General features: G+C 73.5%; 15 protein-coding genes. 7 read left to right on the forward strand and 8 right to left on the reverse strand.

The annotated features are described in order from the left end of the window. Nucleotides 1–22 precede the first annotated feature (22 nt). The 7 genes from K7854_RS17165 to K7854_RS17195 form a co-directional block, all read right to left on the reverse strand. A complete protein-coding gene (locus K7854_RS17165) occupies nucleotides 23–1,261 on the reverse strand; it encodes an NAD(P)/FAD-dependent oxidoreductase (RefSeq protein WP_226027392.1) in 1,239 nt (412 codons plus the stop codon). Continuing rightward, on the reverse strand, nucleotides 1,182–2,717 hold the full coding sequence (locus tag K7854_RS17170; protein ID WP_226027393.1) for an FAD-dependent oxidoreductase: 1,536 nt from the start codon (nucleotides 2,715–2,717) through the stop codon (nucleotides 1,182–1,184). The genes K7854_RS17165 and K7854_RS17170 overlap by 80 nt, the downstream gene beginning before the upstream one ends. Further along, on the reverse strand, nucleotides 2,714–4,867 hold the full coding sequence (locus tag K7854_RS17175) for a molybdopterin oxidoreductase family protein (RefSeq protein WP_226027394.1): 2,154 nt from the start codon (nucleotides 4,865–4,867) through the stop codon (nucleotides 2,714–2,716). The genes K7854_RS17170 and K7854_RS17175 overlap by 4 nt, the downstream gene beginning before the upstream one ends. Nucleotides 4,868–5,113: 246 nt before the next feature. Beyond that, on the reverse strand, nucleotides 5,114–6,688 hold the full coding sequence (locus tag K7854_RS17180) for a class I adenylate-forming enzyme family protein (protein ID WP_226027414.1): 1,575 nt from the start codon (nucleotides 6,686–6,688) through the stop codon (nucleotides 5,114–5,116). Next, on the reverse strand, nucleotides 6,688–7,581 hold the full coding sequence (locus K7854_RS17185; protein ID WP_226027395.1) for an arylamine N-acetyltransferase family protein: 894 nt from the start codon (nucleotides 7,579–7,581) through the stop codon (nucleotides 6,688–6,690). The genes K7854_RS17180 and K7854_RS17185 overlap by 1 nt, the downstream gene beginning before the upstream one ends. A 98-nt stretch (nucleotides 7,582–7,679) precedes the next feature. Continuing rightward, nucleotides 7,680–8,894 (reverse strand): IS701 family transposase, encoded by a 1,215-nt coding sequence (locus K7854_RS17190; protein ID WP_226027396.1) that lies wholly within the window; start codon nucleotides 8,892–8,894, stop codon nucleotides 7,680–7,682. A 304-nt stretch (nucleotides 8,895–9,198) separates the two neighbouring features. Further along, nucleotides 9,199–10,452: an MFS transporter gene (locus K7854_RS17195; protein ID WP_226027397.1), complete on the reverse strand. Its 1,254-nt coding sequence runs from the start codon at nucleotides 10,450–10,452 to the stop codon at nucleotides 9,199–9,201. Nucleotides 10,453–10,619: 167 nt separating this feature from the next. Here K7854_RS17195 and K7854_RS17200 point away from each other — a divergent pair, with 167 nt between their 5' ends. Beyond that, complete coding sequence (locus K7854_RS17200) at nucleotides 10,620–11,270, forward strand: TetR/AcrR family transcriptional regulator (RefSeq protein ID WP_226027398.1); 651 nt, start codon at nucleotides 10,620–10,622, stop codon at nucleotides 11,268–11,270. 34 nt (nucleotides 11,271–11,304) lie between these two features. Here K7854_RS17200 and K7854_RS17205 read toward each other — a convergent pair whose 3' ends face one another. Further along, nucleotides 11,305–11,808, reverse strand: a complete 504-nt coding sequence (locus tag K7854_RS17205) for a MarR family winged helix-turn-helix transcriptional regulator (protein ID WP_226027399.1) — start codon at nucleotides 11,806–11,808, stop codon at nucleotides 11,305–11,307. Nucleotides 11,809–11,971: 163 nt separating this feature from the next. Here K7854_RS17205 and K7854_RS17210 point away from each other — a divergent pair, with 163 nt between their 5' ends. The 6 genes from K7854_RS17210 to K7854_RS17235 form a co-directional block, all read left to right on the forward strand. Continuing rightward, nucleotides 11,972–12,535 (forward strand): NADPH-dependent FMN reductase, encoded by a 564-nt coding sequence (locus K7854_RS17210; RefSeq protein WP_226027400.1) that lies wholly within the window; start codon nucleotides 11,972–11,974, stop codon nucleotides 12,533–12,535. 296 nt (nucleotides 12,536–12,831) lie between these two features. Then, nucleotides 12,832–13,842: a 3-oxoacyl-ACP synthase III family protein gene (locus K7854_RS17215; protein WP_226027401.1), complete on the forward strand. Its 1,011-nt coding sequence runs from the start codon at nucleotides 12,832–12,834 to the stop codon at nucleotides 13,840–13,842. Between the two features lie 38 nt (nucleotides 13,843–13,880). Then, the gene (locus tag K7854_RS17220) at nucleotides 13,881–14,678 is read left to right on the forward strand and encodes an arylamine N-acetyltransferase family protein (RefSeq protein WP_226027402.1); all 798 of its coding nucleotides are present in this window, start codon (nucleotides 13,881–13,883) and stop codon (nucleotides 14,676–14,678) included. Nucleotides 14,679–14,726: 48 nt separating this feature from the next. Next, nucleotides 14,727–16,325 carry an FAD-dependent monooxygenase gene (locus K7854_RS17225; protein WP_226027403.1) on the forward strand — a complete coding sequence of 533 codons (1,599 nt, stop codon included), beginning with the start codon at nucleotides 14,727–14,729 and terminating at the stop codon, nucleotides 16,323–16,325. Further along, nucleotides 16,322–17,236, forward strand: coding sequence for an LLM class flavin-dependent oxidoreductase (locus K7854_RS17230; RefSeq protein ID WP_226027404.1), 915 nt, complete (start codon nucleotides 16,322–16,324; stop codon nucleotides 17,234–17,236). Before K7854_RS17225 ends, K7854_RS17230 begins: the two co-directional genes overlap by 4 nt. 51 nt (nucleotides 17,237–17,287) lie before the next feature. Further along, nucleotides 17,288–18,889, forward strand: a 1,602-nt coding sequence (locus K7854_RS17235; protein WP_226027405.1) for a carboxylesterase family protein, incomplete at its 3' end; no start/stop codon positions are given.

Here is an 18,889-nt window from a genome sequence, read left to right on the forward strand (position 1 = left end):
CGCGCGGCCGGGCCGTCGTGGCTCAGCCGGACTCGCCCAGCAGTTCCTCCACGGACGAGGGAAGCTCACGCCCGACGAGCGACCGCAGCCGCGGACAGGCGTGCCCGTACCCCACCAGCACAGCGCCGAGCAGCACGCGCGCACCGGAGTCCAGGACCAGCTTCCCGTAGCGGGCCGCGGGGCCGTCGCCGGGCCCCCGCGCATGGCTGAGCGTGACCGCCCCCGGCGTCCGGGCGTGGGCGTCGCCGAGGCTCGCCACCTCCACACCGGGGATCTTCAGGACGGTCGCCGTGTCCGCCGCGCCGGGCGCACAGTCGTCGGCCGGGGCTCCCAGGAGCTGATCGGCCACCGCGTCGGCCATGCGGTAGCCGGGTGCCACCGTGCCGTGGCACCTCCCGTCGACGGCGGCGCAGTCACCGATGGCCCAGACGTCCGGCAGCCCGGTGCGGCCCAGGCGGTCCACCAGGAAGCCGCCGTTCTCCCCGCGGGGCGGGCCGCCGGCGTCCGCCAGCTCGTCCCGTGGACGCGTGCCCGCGGAGAGGACGACGAGTCCCGCCGCGATCCTCGTGCCGTCCTCCAGCGTCACACCGCATGCCCGGCCGTCCGCCCCGGCGTCCACGGAGCGCAGTGGGACTCCGCAGGTGACCCGCACCCCGCCGCGCCGCAGCCACCCGGCCAGGAGCTGTGCCGCGGGAGGATCGAGCTGGGCCGGCATCAGACGGGCAGCGGCCTCCACCACGTGCGGCCGCATGCCCAGGTGACGGCGCAGCGCCTCGGCGGTCTCCAGGCCCAGCAGTCCGCCGCCGACGACCACGACCGGTGCCCCGCGGACGGCGCGGGAGCGGATCGCGTCCACGTCCGCCAGGGTCCGGTACGTGAAGCAGCCGGGCAGACCGGTGCCGGGGACCGGCGGACGGCGGGCCACCGCGCCGGTGGCCAGCACCAGGGCGTGGAACGGAATCCGGGCACCGTCCGCCGTCAGGACGGCGCCCGCGTCCCGGTCGAGGCCGACCACGCTCGTCGCCGTGCGCGCCTGCACGAGAGGATCGCCGCGCATGTGCGGACCGGCCATCTCCAGTTCCGCCGCGGTGGCACCGGCCAGCCGGTCCGACAGCGCGACGCGGTCGTAGGCGGGACGGGGCTCGTCACCGAGGACCAGGATCCGCCAGGAGCCCGCCCGGTCACGGGAGCGCAGCTTCTCGATCAACCGGTGCGCGGTCATGCCGTAGCCGACGATCACCAGGGTGCGGGGCGAGGTCATACGTGTCATCGACTCCTTCGTCGGCCGGCGGACCGGCAGCGGGCGCCGGTTCCGTGACGGAGAGCTGAGCGCACAGTCGGCGGACCTCGTCGGCGCAGGACCCGCACCCCGTGGTGGCCCGGGTCGCCCCGGCGAGGGCCCGCACGCCCCGGGAACCGCCGTGCCAGGCGTGTACGAGCGCGCCCCGCGTCACGTTGTTGCAGTGGCACACCACGTCCGAGGGCGACGTGGCCGCTGCCGCCGCCGGACGGCCGGCCGGCACCCTGCCGAGCAGCAGGGCCAGCCGGTCGGCGGGCAGCGGCCGGTGCGCGTCGAACAACTGGGTGAGGGTGGCCAGGGCTTCGGGGAGACCGACCACGACGGCGGACGACACCCGCCCCGCCGCGTCCACCGACACCCGCGCGTACCGGCCTCGTGCCGGATCGGAGTAGGTCACCACCTCGGCCGCGGCCGTCTCCGGCGTGCCCAGCACACCGAGCGGCAGCCCCGCGAGGCGGGGACGGAACACGTCCGCGGGCCGCCGTCCGGTGGACGGATGCCCGGTCAGCGCGGCGGCCAGCGCCTCGGCCTGGTCCCGTCCGGTGGCCAACGGGCCCGGGACCCGGCCGGACCCCTCGACGCAGTCGCCGATCGCCCGGATCCGGGGGTCGCTCGTGCGCAGCGCCCCGTCCACCACCACCCCGGCCCGCACCGCGAGTCCCGCAGCCCGGGCCAGCCTGGTGCGCGGCCGGACGCCCGTGCAGCAGACGAACGAGTCCCAGACCAGCGGCGGACCGTCGTCCAGGACGAGTTCGCCGGGCGCGAGCCGGACGGCCGACCGGCCGCACCTCAGCCGCACGCCCAGGGACGTCAGGTGGCGGACGAGCAGGTCCCCGGCGGTGGCGTCCAGCCGGCGGTCCAGCGGGTACGGCCCCCGGTGCACCAGGACGACATCCCGGCCGGAGCGCCGCAGCGCCACCGCGGTCTCCACTCCCAGGGGGCCGCCGCCCAGAACGACGATCCGGTCCCCGCGGATCCGTGCGCAGTCCGCGAGCGTCCGCAGCGTGGTGACACCGTCGAGCAACCGGCCCGAGGCGGTACGGATGCCGGGCACCGGCGAGACGACGGGCTCCGCACCGGTCGCCAGCACCAGCGTGTCGTACGGATACTCCTCGCCCGACGCCGTCCGCACCCGGCGCCGGACGCGGTCCAGGCCCGTCACGGTGGTGTCCGGCGCGCAGCGTGCGCCCGGTACCTGCGGCAGCCGCAGGGCGTCCAGCCGCAGGCCGCCGTCCAGCACGGACGTCAGCAGCGGCCGGTGGTACGGGCGGACGGGTTCCGCCTCCAGCAGGGTGAGGGTTCCCCCGTGGTCGTGGCCGTGGCGGGCCATCAGCTGTGCGAGGCGGTGACCGACGGGGCCGCCGCCCACGATCACGACGTCGCCCGCCGAGTCCCGCTTGTCGCTGCCCCCGCTCATGGACCTGTGTTCTCCCTTGTCGCGCGGTGGCCGGCGGGGACGACCCGAACCGCGCTCACCTTGAATTCGGGCATCTTGCTGCGTGGGTCGAGCGCGGTGCCGGTGAGCAGGTTCGCCCGCCCGCCGTCCGGGAAGTGGAACGGCAGGAAGACGGTGTCGGTGCGCAGCGTGGGCACCAGCCCGACCCGGGCCGTCACGCGGCCCCGCGCCGACTGGACCCATGCCAGGTCGCCTTCGGCGAGGCCGGCGCGTGCCGCGGTGTCCGGGTGCATCTCCACGGTCGGTTCGGGCGCCGCGCGCATCAGCTCGGGCACCCGGCGGGTCTGACTGCCCGACTGGTAGTGGGCGAGAAGCCGTCCCGTCGTGGCCCACAGCGGGAAGCGCTCGTCCAGCGTCTCGGCGGGACCGCGGTGGTCCACCTCCTGGAAGCGGGCCCGTCCGTCGGGGTGGGCGAAGCGGTCCAGGAAGAGGCGAGGGGTGCCGGGGTGCGCCGGGCCGTCGGGGGTGTGACGGCAGGGCCAGTACAGCGCCTCGCCGGCGTCCAGCCGCTCGTAGGTGATCCCCGAGTAGTCGGCCCGTCCGCCGGCGGAGGCACGCCGCAGTTCCTCGAAGACCAGGCGCGGTTCCTCCGGGTACCGGTCCGCGGGTTCGCCGAGCCGCACCGCCAGTTCCCTGAGTACGTGCAGTTCGCTGCGGGCTCCCCGGGGAGGACTCACGGCCCGGCGCCGGCGCAGCACCCTGCCCTCGAGGCTGGTCATGGTGCCGTCCTCCTCGGCCCACTGCAGGACCGGCAGCACCACATCCGCCAGACGGGCCGTCTCGGACGGCACGAAGTCGGCGACCACCAGCAGGTCCAGCGCGGACAGCCGCCGGGTGACCCGGGCGGCGTCCGGGGCGGAGACGGCCGGGTTGGAGCCGAACACCAGCAGCGCCCGGGGCCCGCCCTCCGTGCCCAGACGGTCCAGCAACTCGAAGGCGCTGCGCCCGGGCCCGGGCAGACGTCCGGGAGGCACTCCCCACACCCGGGCGACGTGCTCGCGGTCCCGCGGGTCGGCGATCGAGCGGTAGCCGGGAAGTTGGTCGGCCTTCTGACCGTGCTCCCGGCCGCCCTGCCCGTTGCCCTGGCCGGTCAGGCAGCCGTAGCCGGACCCGGCCCGGCCGGGCAGCCCGAGGGCGAGGGCGAGATTGACGAACCCGGCGACCGTGTCGGTCCCGTTGCTGTGCTGCTCCGCCCCCCGCCCCGTCAGCACGTACGCCCGACGGGAGCCGGCCAACATCCGGACGGCCTCGGCCTGCAGCGGGACGGGGACTCCGGTCACCCGCTCCACGCGCTCCGGCCACCAGGCCGCGGCGTGCCGCCAGGCCGCCTCGAACCCCGTGGTGCGCTGGTCGACGGCATCCCGGTCGTGGATCCCCTCCGTGACCGCGATGTGCAGCATGCCCAGGGCGAGGGCCAGGTCCGTGCCCGGGGCGGGGGCCAGGTGCAGGGCCGCCCGCCGCGCGGTCGGAGTCCGCCGGGGGTCGACGACGATGAGCGCCCCCGCCCGCCCGAGGTGCCGCATCAGCGGAGGCATGGTCTCGGCCGGATTGGCCCCCGCCAGCAGGACGGTGTCCGCCTCCGCCAGATCGGTCACCGGGAACGGCAGCCCCCGGTCCAGGCCGAAGGCGGCCGTGCCCGCCGCGGCGGCGGACGACATGCAGAACCGGCCGTTGTAGTCGATCTGGCTCGTTCCCAGCGCCAACCGGGCGAACTTGCCCAGCAGATAGGCCTTCTCGTTGGTCAGGCCGCCACCGCCGAACACCGCGACGGCGTCCGGCCCGTGCGCCGCCCGGATCGCCCGCAGCCGCGAGGCCACCGTGTCCAGGACCTCGGGCCAGGACACGGGCGCAAGCCGCCCGGAGGCATCGCGGACCAACGGGGTGCGCAGCCGGTCCGGCGCGCGCAGCAGCGAGGGTGCGGTCCAGCCCTTCTGGCACAGACCTCCCTCGTTCACCGGAAAGTCGTCGGGCTCGACGGCCACCGGTGCGGCGGCCGCGGCGTCGCCGTGCCCGGCGGCACGCAGCCGGGTGCCGCACTGCAGCGCGCAGTAGGGGCAGTGGGTGGCGACCGGTCCGTCGGGCGCGGTGGGCGACGGGATCGGTTCGGACATGGGGCGTCTCCGGTTCGCGAGCGGGCAGTGGCGCGCCGTCGGCCGGTTTCGGACCGGGCCGCGCGTACCCGGCCCGCACGGTGAGGGCGCACACGGCGCAGGTCACGGGGAAGGCCCGGCAGGCCGGTTCGCGGGGGCCGTGATGGTCGTGGGCCGCGCGGCACACGAGAACCCGAAGTCGGCGGACGGCGTGGCGTTCCGGGCGCCGGGGCCCGGCCACGGGGCCGGCGCCGGGCCCCGCTGCCGTCAGGCCGGCTCGAGCCGTTCCCGCAGCCGGCGCGACAGCTCGATGCGCTGGACCTTCATGGTGGCCGTGCGCGGCAGTTCGGACAGCGGCAGTACCACCGGCTCGGCGAGCTGCGGGAAGTCGGTCACCGCACGCCGCCACCGGTCCGGGTCCAGCGGCACGTTGTTCCTGGTGCACACCACGGGCACCGGCTCGTTGGCCGGGCCCGCCACCAGTACCAGCTCCACCAGCTCGTCCAGCCTGCCCAGCACGGTGTCCTCGACCTCCAGGGTCGAGTCGACGTTCTCGATCACATCGACCGCCCGGTCCAGGACGTGCACCCGGCCCCAGCGGTCGCGGTACCCGACGTCGCCCGTCCGCCACCAGCGGCCGTTGCACTCCTTGCCGTACCGCTCGTCCTCGGCGTAGTAGGTGACCGCGCGGCCGTCGCTCATCACCTCGATGTAGCCGGGCGTCTTCTTCGAGGGACGCTGCCCGCCGCGCGGGACCACCCGTAGGTGGGTCATGCCCGGCAGAGGGTAGCCCAGGCAGCGGCCGTTGCTGCGCAATGCGTTGCGCTGCGTGTACCACCGCGCCACGAGCGGGCCGCACTCGCTCTGTCCGTAGAACTGGAAGAAGACGGGGCCGCGGCGCAGCGAGGCCGACAGCAGCTTGTGGATGGTGGGCGGGTGGATGGCGTCGAACGTGCCGCTGAAGTACTTGACGTTGGACAGCGGACGCAGCGGGTGGTCCACCAGTTCCTCCCACTCCACGAAGGAGTTGGGGTGGGTCTCGACGATCCCCGGCCGGGTGCGCGCGAACAGCGGTGCCACACGCTCCGGTTCGCCGTGGTCGACCACGACGATCGGCATGCCGTGCTCCAGCATCACGGCCAGGGCCATGTACAGCCGGGAGTGCACGAAGGACACGTGCACCGCGTAGGTCTCCCTGCGGCGGATCAGGCTGACCAGCCGTTCCTGGGGCCGGTAGCGTCCGCGCAGCGACAGCGCGGTGTGCACGACGAGCTTCGGCACGCCGGTGGTGCCCGAGGTGTGCGTCATCAGGGCCGGCTGGTCGCCGTCCAGCCGCACCGGGGTGCGGCGCGGGGCGCCGGCGAGGGAGTCCAGCCCGACCGTGCCCGGGCGGTCGCCGTGCGGCACGATGACGCCCACCGCGATGTCGGAGAGCGGCAGACCGGCCAGCTCGGCCGAGAGCTTGGTCTCGTCCGTCAGCAGGTGCGGCCGCTCCAGACGGTCGAGCAGCGCCCGCACCGTCGTCCCGTCGAGGGCGGGCGACAGCAGCACGGGGACGGCGCCGAGCCGGGAGGCCGCGCACGCCAGGACGTAGATGTCGAAGTTGTGACGCTTGTACAGCGCCAGGTGCTCGCCGGCCCTGACGCCCGCCGCCCACAGCCGCGCCGCCATGTCGTCGACGAGGTCCGCGAGCGTGGCGAAGGTCAGTTCCCGGCCGGCCTCGGGCGCGACGTCCATGTCGTGATCGAGAGTGACCGGCACTCCCGGGCGCCGGGCGGCCGCCTCCTCGGGGATCAGGCCCAGCCGGAGCGGCTTCTTGCTGGCGGGCAGGTGGAGCACCATCATGCCTCCTGAACGGAAGAGAAGCTGGTGGACAGACGTTCCTTAAGCGATCGCGCGTCGGAGTCGCCCAGGCGGACGGCGAAGGTCTCGCGCAGTGCCTCGATCGCCTCGTCGGCGGACAGGTGGACCAGTTCGGTCCGCCCGTCGGCGTGGCGCAGGTGGAGGCTGCCGTTGGTCAGGGTCCGCTGGACGGTCTCGTCACCGCGCATCGCGACGAGCTTGCCCGTGAAGGTGGAGCGCGGGTGGTGCGCCGTGTAGAAGTTGGAGACGTCGAAGTCGACGGAGTGGTGCCGCTCCAAGCGGAACGAGTACAGGTCGAACCAGCCGTCGTCGTGCAGCGACTGCAGCACCCACTGGTCGCTCTCGCGTACCAGCCGCCACTGGAAGCCGCCGACCGTCACGGTGGCGCAGTGCGCCAGCGGCAGCGGCGCGAGCGGTCCCTCCGCCCCGAAGCCCACGTCGGTCAGGTACGTCCGGCCTTCGGCCTCGACCAGGAGTGTGGTGTGGGCCCGGTACCGGACGGTGGGCCTGCCCTGCCGCACCCGGGCGAGCAGTCGGGTGACCGGCAGCCCGAAGCGCTCCAGCACGGCCGCGAAGAGCAGGTTGTGCTCGAAGCAGTAGCCGCCCCTGCCCGAGCGGACCAGCTTGTGCTGGATGTCCGCCAGGTCGAGGGAGACGTCCCGGCCGAGGGCCACGTCGACGTTCTCGAACGGGATGGCGGCCAGATGGGCCCGCGCCACGGAACGCAGACAGGCCAGGGTGGCCGCTCGCGGTCCCGTGTAGCCGGTGCGCCCCAGGTAGGCGTCCAGATCGAGCAGGTGCCCGCCCCACGGGGATTCGTCCGGGTGGGCGGCAGGCGGTTCTGAGATGAGCACGGTGTCGTCCTTGGCCATGGGTCGGATCCTGCGGAGCGGCGGAAGGGCGGGGCAATCCGGGCGGAGGCAGTCCGTCAGGTCTCCGCCCGGCGCTCCGGGCGGCCGCCGAGCGCAGCTCAGCCGGTGAGTGCGGCGGCCGGTGCCTGCACGGGCTCGTCGGCGGTACCGGTCAGAGAGCCGACCGCGCACGCGACCGAGGCCAGCGTGAGATGACGGTGCCAACCGGACAGCGACCGGCCGGCGAAGTCCCGGAGACCCGCCTGCCGCGCGTACTGCGCCGCGGCCCGCCCGACCCGGTCCCCCTGCTTGGCCAGCCGCAGCAGCGCGGGCGCGGGGTGGCACATGTTGGTGATCCAGAACTGCGCGGGGGCGCGCCGGGGGTCCGCCCACTCGCCCAGCAGCACCAGCGGCCTGCGGGTGACGGCGGCGTACGGCGTCACGGGCATGGCCGCGGCCAGCGACACCCGCGCTTCCCCGCCGGTCGCGCCGTCGTGCCACTCCACGGGGCGGCGCAGGGCCGTCACCGACGTGAGGATGTCCCGGGCCGACCGGGGACCGGCACCGTGTCCGGGCATCGCCGGATCGGCCACCCGCAGGGAGGTGGTGGCACGCGTCCGGGCGATCACCGGAAGCCCCGCCAGCGGGAGCCGGCTCATGGCCGAACGGGCGTCCGTGCCGCGGACGTCCAGGACGACGGGGCGCCGGGACGTGGTCGCGGCTCCCACCGTCTCCCGTACCGCGGCCGTGATGCTCTCCTCGTAGCTCTCGCCTCCCGGTGCGCCGGGAGCCGCGCCGGACGACTGAGCCGGGAGGAACAGCCGCCACCCGGCGGGAGTGACCGTCCCCGGTGCGACGAACCAGACCCCGAAGGACTGCTGTCCCCGCAGCACCTGCCCGAGGTGGGGGTCGAAGCGCCGACCGACCCCCACCGAGTGCTCCCCGCTCTTGGGTATCGGCATGGGCTGCACCACCCAGGCGGACAGCGGGTGGGCCGCCTCCAGCCAGGCGATCAGCGCGGCGCGTACCGGGCGCCAGTCCCAGGTGGAACTCGTGACGAAGTGCTGCAGGCGCTGCTCGGTCGCCGACCCGCCGCCCATGTGCGCGGCGATGTTGCGGATCGACTTGCGCCCCGGCGTGCACAGCAGGCCGCGTACGTACTCCTCGGCGCGGCGGCGCTGGTCGCTGCGGGGCAGCGAGCCGAACACCGCGGCACACAGTTCCCGCAACACCTCGTCCTGTGCCGGGCCGAACGGGTGCGCGCGCCGGCACCCGGTCGCGGTGGTGTGCGTGCACCCGGTCGCGGTGGTGTGCGTGAACGACGTGCTGGTCATCCGTCTCATCCCCTCGGTTCGCGGCCACTGCGTGCAGGGCGCCTGGGCCGTGCCGCCCGGCCCACCTTTCGCCGAGTGGCGCAGGTACGAGGAGGGGCCCCGGCCACCTGATGGCGTCCGGGAGCGGTGGCCGTGCCACACCCCGGCGGCCCCTTGTGGCGCAGGTCGCACGCGGCACGGGCCGGGTGCGACCTGCGCCACAGGGGAGGGTGTGGCGCGCCCACCACCGGCCGGGAGGCGCTGGTGGGCCGGAGGGTGAAGGGGGAGGCAGCCGACGCGGGTGGGCAGCTGCCGCCGCGCGGGGTCAGGCGAGCAGCAAGGCGGCGATCGCCGGGCCGAACGCGCCGCCCAGCTGGTAGCACAGGGTGAACAGGCCGAGGGTCGTGGTGCGCTGTCGTTCGGCGACGGCGTTGCCGGCCACCACCGACAGGGTGGCCTGGCCGGACGCCGCCACGAACACGGCCACCCCGGCCGCGGCGAGCAGCACGGCGGGCGTCGCGAGGAGGACCGCCGTGACCGGCGCCAGCACGCCCAGCACGAGCAGCACCGTGAGCACGGCGGAGACGCTCAGGCGGTGGGCGTAGGCGGCCATGCCCCAGGACAGCGCGGAGCCGATCAGGAGTGCCACCAGGCTGCCCGCCCCGATCTGGGACGAGTTCCAGCCCGCGTCGTCCTCCAGCAGGCGCGGCACGGTGTAGAGCAGCGCGAAGTACGTGGTCGCCAGGGCGCACACCACGCTGCTCGCCATGACGAAGGCGGGGGAGCGCAGCACCGCCGCGGGGACGAAGCCGTCCGGCTCGTGCCGGATCCAGGCCGTCAGGGCGAGGGACAGCACTGCCGCGCACACCAGCGCCGGCACGGGGAACCGGGTCAGGAACGCCAACGCGCTGATCAGCGCGACCGACAGGGCGGCGCCCACCGGGTCGAACGCGGTGCGGGCCGGCGAGGGGGCGGGCGCGCGGCGCAGGGTGGCGGGCACGGCCAGGAGGGCGAGGGCCGACAGGGAGAGAGCCACGTGCCAGGAGGCGTGCTCGCTGAGCAGGGATCCCGCAAGCGGTCCCAGCGCTCCGCACATGCCGCTGCCCGCGGTGATGACGCCCATGCGGCGGGGGGTGCCGGCCAGGTTGATGGCGGTGGTGACCAGACCGCTGCCACCGAGTGCCTGGGCGGCGCGGCCGGCCAGCAGACCGGGCATCGTCTCCGAGAACGCCACCGCCACGGTGCCGAGGACGATCAGCCCCGTGCTCGCCAGGACCGCCGCCCGCACGCCGCGGTGGCGCAGCAGCGCCGCGGCCAGCGGGGTGCCCACCGCCACGGCGAGCCCGAAGACGGTGGCGATCCACGTCGCCGTGCTCACGGGGACCCCGACGTCCCGGGCGATGTCGGGCAGCGCCGTCGTGGTGGCGTTGGCGCTCAGGGCGGTGGGGGTGGCCAGCAGTCCCAGGGTGGCGGCGGATATTCGCCTGCCGGAGTCGCCGCCCCGGGCGGCCGGGGGATCGGGCTCGGGCACCGGTGCGTCGGCGCGGAGCTTCTGGTCGGGGGTTGGCGAGCGTTCCACGGGGCGGCCTCCTTGCGGGCGGGACCGAAACAAGAGATTGACCTACACGGTGTAGTGTAATCATTACACCGACCAGTGCAATATGGTGACCGTGTGATCGGCGGCCGGCCGATCGGGGCCGGGCGGCGGAGTACGCTGCCGGGAAGCGGAGCGGCGGGAGGGCTGCCATGACTACGGGCGCGATGACGGTGAGTTCGCGGCGCGGCATGCCGGAGAAGAGGCGCGCCATCACGCGGTCGGCGCGCGCCGTCTTCGGCCGTGAAGGCTACGCCCGCGCCAGCGTGGACACCATCGCCCTGGAGGCCGGGGTGTCCAAGCGGACCATCTACAACCACTTCGCCGACAAGGAGCAGCTCTTCCAGACGGTCGCGCTGGAGGGGGCCGAGCAGGTCACCGAAGCGGTGGGGGAGTTGCTGGAACGGCATCTCCGCAAGATCGTCGACCTGCGGGAGGACCTGATCGCCTTCGGCCTCGAGCGGGTCGCGGCGGTCGCCGAGTTCCCCGACCACTTCGCCCTGGTGCGCACGATCGAGGCCGAGGTCACGCGCATCCCGCCCATCGTGCTGGAGGTGTGGAAGGACGTCGGTCCGCTGTCCTCCCACAAGAAGCTGGCGCCGTACCTGCGGGAGATCGCCGATCGCGGCCTGCTCGTGCTGGACGACGCCGAGCGCGCGGCCAACCACTTCAACCTGCTGACCATCACCGACGTCAACCAGCGGACCTTCTACGGGGCCCTGCCGCTGCCCGAGGCCGAAGCGGCGGAGATCGTGGTGGACGGAGTGGACGCCTTCCTGCGCCTCTACCGCGCCCAGGACTGACGGCGGGCCCACGGCCGGCCCGCCGGACGGCGCGTCAGTTGAGCGAGGTGTCCCCGAACGACTCCAGCAGGCGGCGCAGCAGGCCCGCGAGTTGCTCGGCCTCCTCCGCGCTGAGGGCCTGCAGCAGCCTCATCTCGTTCTCCAGATGCAGCGGGAACAGCTCGTCGATGAGCTGGATCCCCTTCTCGGTGAGTCTGATCTGCACCGAGCGCCGGTCGCCGGCGGGCAGGCGCACGCGCTCGACCAGCCCCCTGGCTTCCATGCGGTCGATCCGCTTGGTGATGGCTCCGGAGGTGACCATGGACGCCTTCAGGAAGGCTCCGGCGGTCATCCGGTAGGGCGGTCCGGACCTGCGCAACGTGGTGAGGACGTCGAACTCGCCGGACTCCAGGCCGTGTCGGTTGTCGAACGCCTTCAACTCCCGTTCCAGTATCCGGCTCAGTCGCTGGACCCGCCCCACGATGCTCACCGGCCAGGTGTCCAGGTCCGGGCGCTCGCTGCGCCACAGCTCTCTGATGATGTCCACTGCGTCGGCCATGTCGGCTCCTCAAATTTATCTGAATGGTAAGAGACTTGACAGTCAGATACCAGGGTGATGCTATGGGGTACGGAGCGTAGAGGGGGGCGGCGGGTCCCCGCCAACCCGCGGACGGCCGCCCCCCTCGAACCATGCGTCATATGTTGAAGGACGGGATTCCCCCATGGCCCAGAGCAAGCAGGCAACCATCCTCGCCTTATCGGGAAGTCTGAGGGCGCAGTCGTACAACACGGGTTTGGTGCGGGCTGCGGTCAAGCACAATTCCGGTGGCGCTGCCATCGAGGTCTACGAGGACCTCGCGCTGCTGCCGATGTACAACCAGGACCACGACAACGCGACCCCGCCGCAAGAGGTCGTCGAGTGGCGGAGCCGAGTGGCGGCGGCGGACGGGCTGTTCATCGTCACCCCGGAGCACAACGCTTCCGTTCCGGCCGCGCTGAAGAATGCCCTCGACTGGGCCAGTACCGAGCCCGCCGGCGGCATTCTGGTGGGCAAGCACGTCGCCGTCGCCGGCGCCTCCCCGGGGGCCTTCGGGTCGGCGCGGGCGCAGCTGGCGCTCCGGCAGATCCTGGCCTCCATCGGGGCGGACGTCCTTGCCAAGCCCGACGTGTCCGTCTTCCACTGCCACGAGCGCTTCGACGCGGAGGGCAACCTCACGGACACCTTCGCGATCTCTCTGATCGGAGAGCTGGTCGACGCGCTGTCCGCCCGGATCGCCCGTTCCTGACACTTCCGGGACCGGCTCCGTCTCCCCCGTCGTGCCGGTCCCGGAATTCTCTTCCTGCGACAGTGAATTCCCCCTTTTTCCTCCACCGCCCTTCGATGCGAAGGGCGGTGTCTTTTTTGCCGGAACCACGGGTGTGCGAGACCTGACGGATTATCGGATCGCCCGTTGTCCGGTCGCGAAAAGCCGTCCCATGATGGTGAAACAAGGGAGAAGAAGGTCTTCGGCGCCGATACCGCACACCGGCGGAGGCACTTCTCACGTCTGCCGAAAGGCCGTCGAGGCCGAGGGAGCCGGACATGAAGACGGAACACGCAGAGCGCGCGCACATACCCCCGGTGGGAATCCTGGGAACGGGGTCCTACCTGCCGTCCCGCGTGGTGACCAACGAGATCGTGGGCGCACCCGCGGGTGTGGACGACGAGTGGATCGTACGGAAGACCGGCATCCACCGGCGTCGCTACGCCGCCGACGACGAGGCGACCTCGGACCTGGCCGCCGCCGCGGGCCGCAGTGCCCTGGAGAACGCGGGGATCCCCGCCTCGGACCTGTCCCTGATCATCGTGGCGACCTCGACCCCCGATTCCCCCCAGCCCCCCACGGCGGCGCTCGTGCACCACTTGCTGCGGGCCCCCACCACCGCCGCGGCCTTCGACCTCAACGCGGTCTGCAGCGGCTTCGTCTACGCGCTCGCCGCGGCCCAGCGGATGATCGCCGCCGACGGCGGTCACGCCCTGGTCATCGGCGCCGACCTGTACACCCGGGTCACCGATCCCGCCGACCGGCGCACGCGTGTCCTGTTCGGCGACGCCGCCGGGGCGGTCGTTCTCGGGCCGGCCCGGGCGGGACGGCGGCTGCACGCCACCCGGCTGCTCACCCACAGCGAGGGCCGCGACCTCGTACGGGTGCCGGCGGGCGGTACCCGTCTCGGCTGGAGCGCCGAGACGGTGGCGAACGGACTGCACTACTTCGCGATGAACGGACGAGGCGTCAAGGAGATCGTCTCGGCCAACCTTCCCGGTACCGTCGCCGCCTTCCTCGACGAATGCGGGGTGTCGAAGGAGGACGTGGCGCACATCGTGCCGCACCAGGGCAACGCGGTGATGCTCCAGGAAGTGGAGAAGGAACTGGACTTCCCGCTCGCCCAGCTTCACACCACGGTGAGCGAATTCGGCAACACGGGATCGGCCTCCATTCCCGTCACCCTGAACGCCGCCGCGCGGGCAGGGCGTCTGCGGCCGGGCGAGAAGGTGCTGCTCACCGCTTTCGGGGGCGGTTTCTCCTTCGGTTACGCGCTGGCGGAGTGGTGAAGTCCGGGAATTCGGCGGGCGACACGAGGAATCGGGGTATGACCATGGTCGACGCGGCAGCGTACCTGCGGCGGATCGGTGTGGCGGGACCCGTGCGAGCGGATCTCCAGACTCTCGCCCACCTGCAGGAACGTCATCAGAAGTCGGTCCCGTTCGAGACGATCGACTTCAACCTCGGCCTGCCCATCGGGATGGGCGAGGAGGCCGTGGAGAAGATAGTGGACCGGCGTCGCGGCGGCGGTTGTTACGAGCTGAACACCGCCTTCGCCGTCCTGCTGCGGGAACTCGGCTTCCCGGTGGCCCTGTTGCCCGGGCGCACGCTGCACAACGGTCAGCGGCAAGTCCTCGGTGCCCACAGCGGGCACATGATGCTGCGCGTCGAGGCCGACGGAGAGTCGTGGCTCACCGACGTGGGCTTCAGGTGGGCGAGCCGGCATCCCCTGCGGCTGTCGGACCGCCGGCGGCAGAAGGACGAGAACGGCGAGTACCTCCTCACCGACGGGGACGAGGGCGACGTCGTCATCGTCCACAACGGTGTGCCCCGGATCCGGCTGGAGACGAGGGAGCGGGAGATCGAGGACTTCGTCCCCACCCTCTGGTGGTTCTGCACCTCCCCGGACTCCCCGGTCAGCGCCGGCTCGGTCTGGGCGTCCCTGGTGACCGACGACGGCCGGGTCTCCCTGCTGGACCGCACCCTCACCCGGGTGGAGAACGGGCAGTTGGTCCGCGAGGTGCTCGACGACGAGGCCTTCGCCGCCGCGTGCCGGCGCTGGTTCGGCATCGAGCTGGACCGACTGCCCCATCTGCCCCCCGGGCCGGCCGACGAGCCCGCGTGAGCGACGGCCACCACGTCCCGTGCCAACGACCCAAGAAAGTGGAAGGCAATGAAGAGCGGCACACCCTCCGATACGGTTTTCGACGTACTCGTGGTCGGGGCCGGACCCTCCGGTCTGCTCCTCGCCTGTGAACTGCTCAGCAGGAAGGTCCGCGTCCGCATCGTCGACAGGGCCCCCGAGCCCATGCGCGTGCCCAGGGCGCTGTCCATCTACCCCAGGGCCCTGGACATCCTCGAGGACCAGGGCCTGCGCGACGCGGTGTTCGACGTGTCGGGCGCCATCCGCACCCTCAGCTACTTCTCCGACCGCAACCACCTCGCGTCGTTCCGCATCCCCGAGGAGCACGCGGCGCGGGTGCTGCCGCAGTACGAGACCGAGCGCATCCTGACCGAGCGGCTGGAGAGCCTGGGCGGCAAGGTCGAGCGCGGAGTGCGGCTCCTGTGCATCGAGGACGTCGACCACAGCGGCCGCATCGACGGCACACCCCATGTCACCGCTGTCCTGGAAGGCGCCGACGGCACCGTCGAGCGGGCCACCGTGCCGTACGTGGTGGGAGCCGACGGAGCGAGCAGCGCGGTGCGGGGGCAACTGGGCATCGGCTTCCAAGGGTCCACGTACGGCCTGGAGTTCGCCCTGGTGGACGCCAAGGTGCAAGGCGCGCTGGACCCGGAGGAGATCCTCTACTTCCAGGATCCGACCGGCACCCTGGCCGTCGTGCCGCAGCCCGGCGGCGTCTTCCGCTTCCTGTCCGTGCTGCCCCCCGGCTCCCGTACCGCGGGCGTGGACATGATGCAGGAGATCGTGGACGAGCGGGGCCCGCGCGGCGTCCGCATCACCGAACCCGTGTGGACCACCGTCTTCCGGGTCCACGCCCGGCTGGCCGCCGACTTCCAGCTCGGCCGGGTCTTCCTCATCGGCGACGCCGCCCACGTGCACAGCCCGGCCGGGGGCCAGGGCATGAACAACGGCCTTCAGGACGCCAACAACCTCGGCTGGAAGCTGGCCTCCGTCATCCGCGGCGACTCGCCCACGTCCCTGCTGGCCACCTACGGCCCGGAGCGGACGGAGGCCACCAGGCGCAGCGTCCGCGACACGGACGCGCACACCAAGGCCTGGATGGTGAAGGGGAAGGCGAAGCTGTGGGCGCGCGACGCCGGCTTCCGCCTCGCCGACCGCACCGGCGCGGTCGCCCGGTTCTACGCTCCCGTCCTCGCCGGGCGCCGCCAGACCTACACCCCCGTACGGGCCACCCAGTCGCCCTCCCGCTGGTCACCCTGCCAGGTGGCGGGCAGGCTTCCCGGGGGCATCGGCGTGGGCGGCCTCTTCCCGCGCGAACGGGCCCGCGCCCACGGCCTGGCGGGTCCCGGCGTGGACCCCACGGCCTGGACGCTCGCCGTGACGGACACCTCCCGCGCAGGGGAGCGGTGGCGTGCCGAGATCGGTCACATCGCCGCCCGGTGGCCGCAGCTGCGCGTCGTGCCGGTGCCCCGGCGCTCGATCGGCGCGGCCACCGGATGCCGGCGTCACGGCTACCACCTGCTGCGGCCGGACGGCCACATCGCCGCCCACGGCCACGAGGAGGACCTCAACCGCCTGGAGCGGGAACTCGACACGGTCCTCGTACGCCGTGCGCGGAGCACGTCATGACCCTGCACGTCGGAGCCCAGCTGCCGGTCAACTCGATCCCCGGTCACGGCGGCGACGTCGACCTGGCGGCGGTGGCGCGGCACGCCGAGGCGGTGGGACTGGACTCGGTGTGGACCGGCGACCGGCTGAGCGCGCCCTTCCCCGTCCTGGACTCCTCACTGGTGCTGGCCACGGCTGCCGCCGCCACCGAGCGGATCGCCCTCGGCTACGGAGTCATGCTGCTCGCGCTGCGGTCCGCGGCCTGGGCCGCCCGGCAGATCGGCACTCTGCAGCGGCTCTCCCACGGCCGGGTGCTGCTGGGCGTCGGCGTGGGGTCGGGGGACGAGGCCGAGTGGGCGGCGGCCGGAGTGCCCCCGCGACAGCGCGGCGAGCGCACCGACCGGCTGCTCACCCTGCTGCCCGGACTGCTCGCCGGCGAGCCCACCGAACTCACCGACATGCCGGGACGGCCCCGCGTCGCGCTGCGACCGCCCGCACCGGCGCCCGCGGTGTGGATCGGCGGCACGTCCGACACGGCCCTGCGCCGTGCGGTGGTCCACGGCAAGGGCTGGCTGTCGACCATGAAGACGCCCGAGCAGTTCGCCCGCGCCACGGCCGGCCTGGCGGACCTCGCGGCCGAACGGCAGGTGCCCGTGCCGGACGCCGGGACCAACGTGTTCGTGCGGATGACCGAACGTCCCGGTGCCGGTGCCTCGACCGCGGCGGCCGACCGGCTCAGCGCCCTGTACGGGCTGGACCGGGAGGCGGCTGCCGCGGTCACCGTCGGCGGCAGCCCCCGGCAGGTGGCGGAGCGGCTGTCGGAGTACGTCGAGGCGGGCGCCGGCCACCTGGTGCTCGTTCCCCTGGACGACGACACGTTCCAGCAGTACGAGCTGTTCGCCGAGACACGTGCGCTGCTGCTGAAGGGCTGACGGCCCCCGCCGGTGCCCCCTCGTCAGCGCCCCACCCACAGGAGTGATCCCATGCCGTCCCGACTCTCCGGCGCCACACCGCGCGCCAGCCGCCCGGCCCGGCCCGGCCCGGTCGTACGGATCGACGCGGGCCGCCTGCGCGGGACCGGGGAGGCGTACCGGCAGCGCCCGCTGTACGTCTTCCGCGGCATCCCCTACGCCGAATCCCGCGCCGGGGACCTCCGCTTCACCTCCCCGCGGCCCGTACGGCCCTGGTCCGGCATCCGTGACGCCGTCGCCTTCTCCCCGGCCTTCCTCCAGCCCGGCGACCCCGCGAGCAGCGAGGACGCCCTGTACGCCAACGTGTGGTCGCCCGACCTGGCGGGACGGCTGCCGGTGCTGGTCTACGTGCACGGCGGAGGCTGGCAGGTGGGCGCCGGGAGCGTCCCCACCTTCGACGGGGCGAAGCCCGCGGCGCTCGGGAACCTCGTCGTCGTCAACTTCAACTACCGGCTGGGCGTCTTCGGCTGGGGCCTGCACGAGGACCTCACCGACCCGGACACCGGTCTCGCCGCCAACTGGGGTCTGCAGGACCAGGCCGCCCTGCTGCGGTGGGTGCGGGACAACGTCGCCTCCTTCGGCGGCGACCCCGGGAACATCACGCTGTGCGGCACCTCGGCGGGCGCGGTCACCGCCCGGCTGCTGACCGGTGCCGAGCCGACCCGCGGCATCGCCCGCAGGCTCGTCGTCATCAGCGCCAGCCGGCCCTGGGCGCCGACCTTCGCCCTGACCCCGCAGGACGCCAGGAGCGCCTACGAGCGGATCGCCACCGGGCTGGGCACGACGGTGCGCGGCCTGCGGCACGTCCCGGCGCCCGACCTGCAGGACATGTGGACGAAGCTCTTCGAGGGACCGCCCGCCCGCCGTCGGCTGGTCAGCGGCAGGGAGTACCGGGGACCGGTGGCCGACCCGGCGACCTGGGTGGCGGCGGAACCGGTCGTGCCGCCCGTGCCGGTGCTGTCCGTCCACAATCACACCGAGGGATCCTTCTTCACCGATCCGCACAGCATCTCGTTCCCGCCCGCCCCGCCCGCACCCGCGAACGAGGCGGAACTGCGTGCCGCCGTCCGCGAGGTCATGCTCAAGTGCACCCCGCGGGTCGCCGAGGACCTGCCCGCGGCCTGCCTCGCCGTCTATCGCGCGGCCGCGGCGCAGGAGGGCCGGCCCGCAGACCCGCTCTCGCTGTGGACCGAGATCTGGGGCGACGCGGTCTTCCGGTACCAGATCGTGCGGCTCGCCGAGCGGCACGCGTCACACGGCCGGACACCCCAGTACGTGATGGAATTCGCCCATCCCGTGCGCTCGCCGCACTTCGGGACGCCGCACGACGCCACCTCGAAGTTCCTGTTCGGCTCGCACGCGCACCCCTCCTTCGTCGACCAGTTCGGCGACGGCCCGCTGGAACGACGCCTGTCGGACGCCTTCGTCGACCTGGTGGCCTCCTTCGCCCGGGGCGAGGCACCCACCAGTGCCCATACGCCCGCGTGGCCGGAGTTCCGTCCGGACCGTCCCAGCGCCCTGATCCTCGGCGGCCCCGGGACCGCCCGCGTCGGGACTCTGCCCAAACTCGCGCAGCTGCGGTTCTGGGACGACGTCGACTGGATCCCGGGAGCC

Source organism: Streptomyces hyderabadensis, assembly GCF_020404845.1.
In the GTDB taxonomy this organism is placed as follows: domain Bacteria; phylum Actinomycetota; class Actinomycetes; order Streptomycetales; family Streptomycetaceae; genus Streptomyces; species Streptomyces hyderabadensis.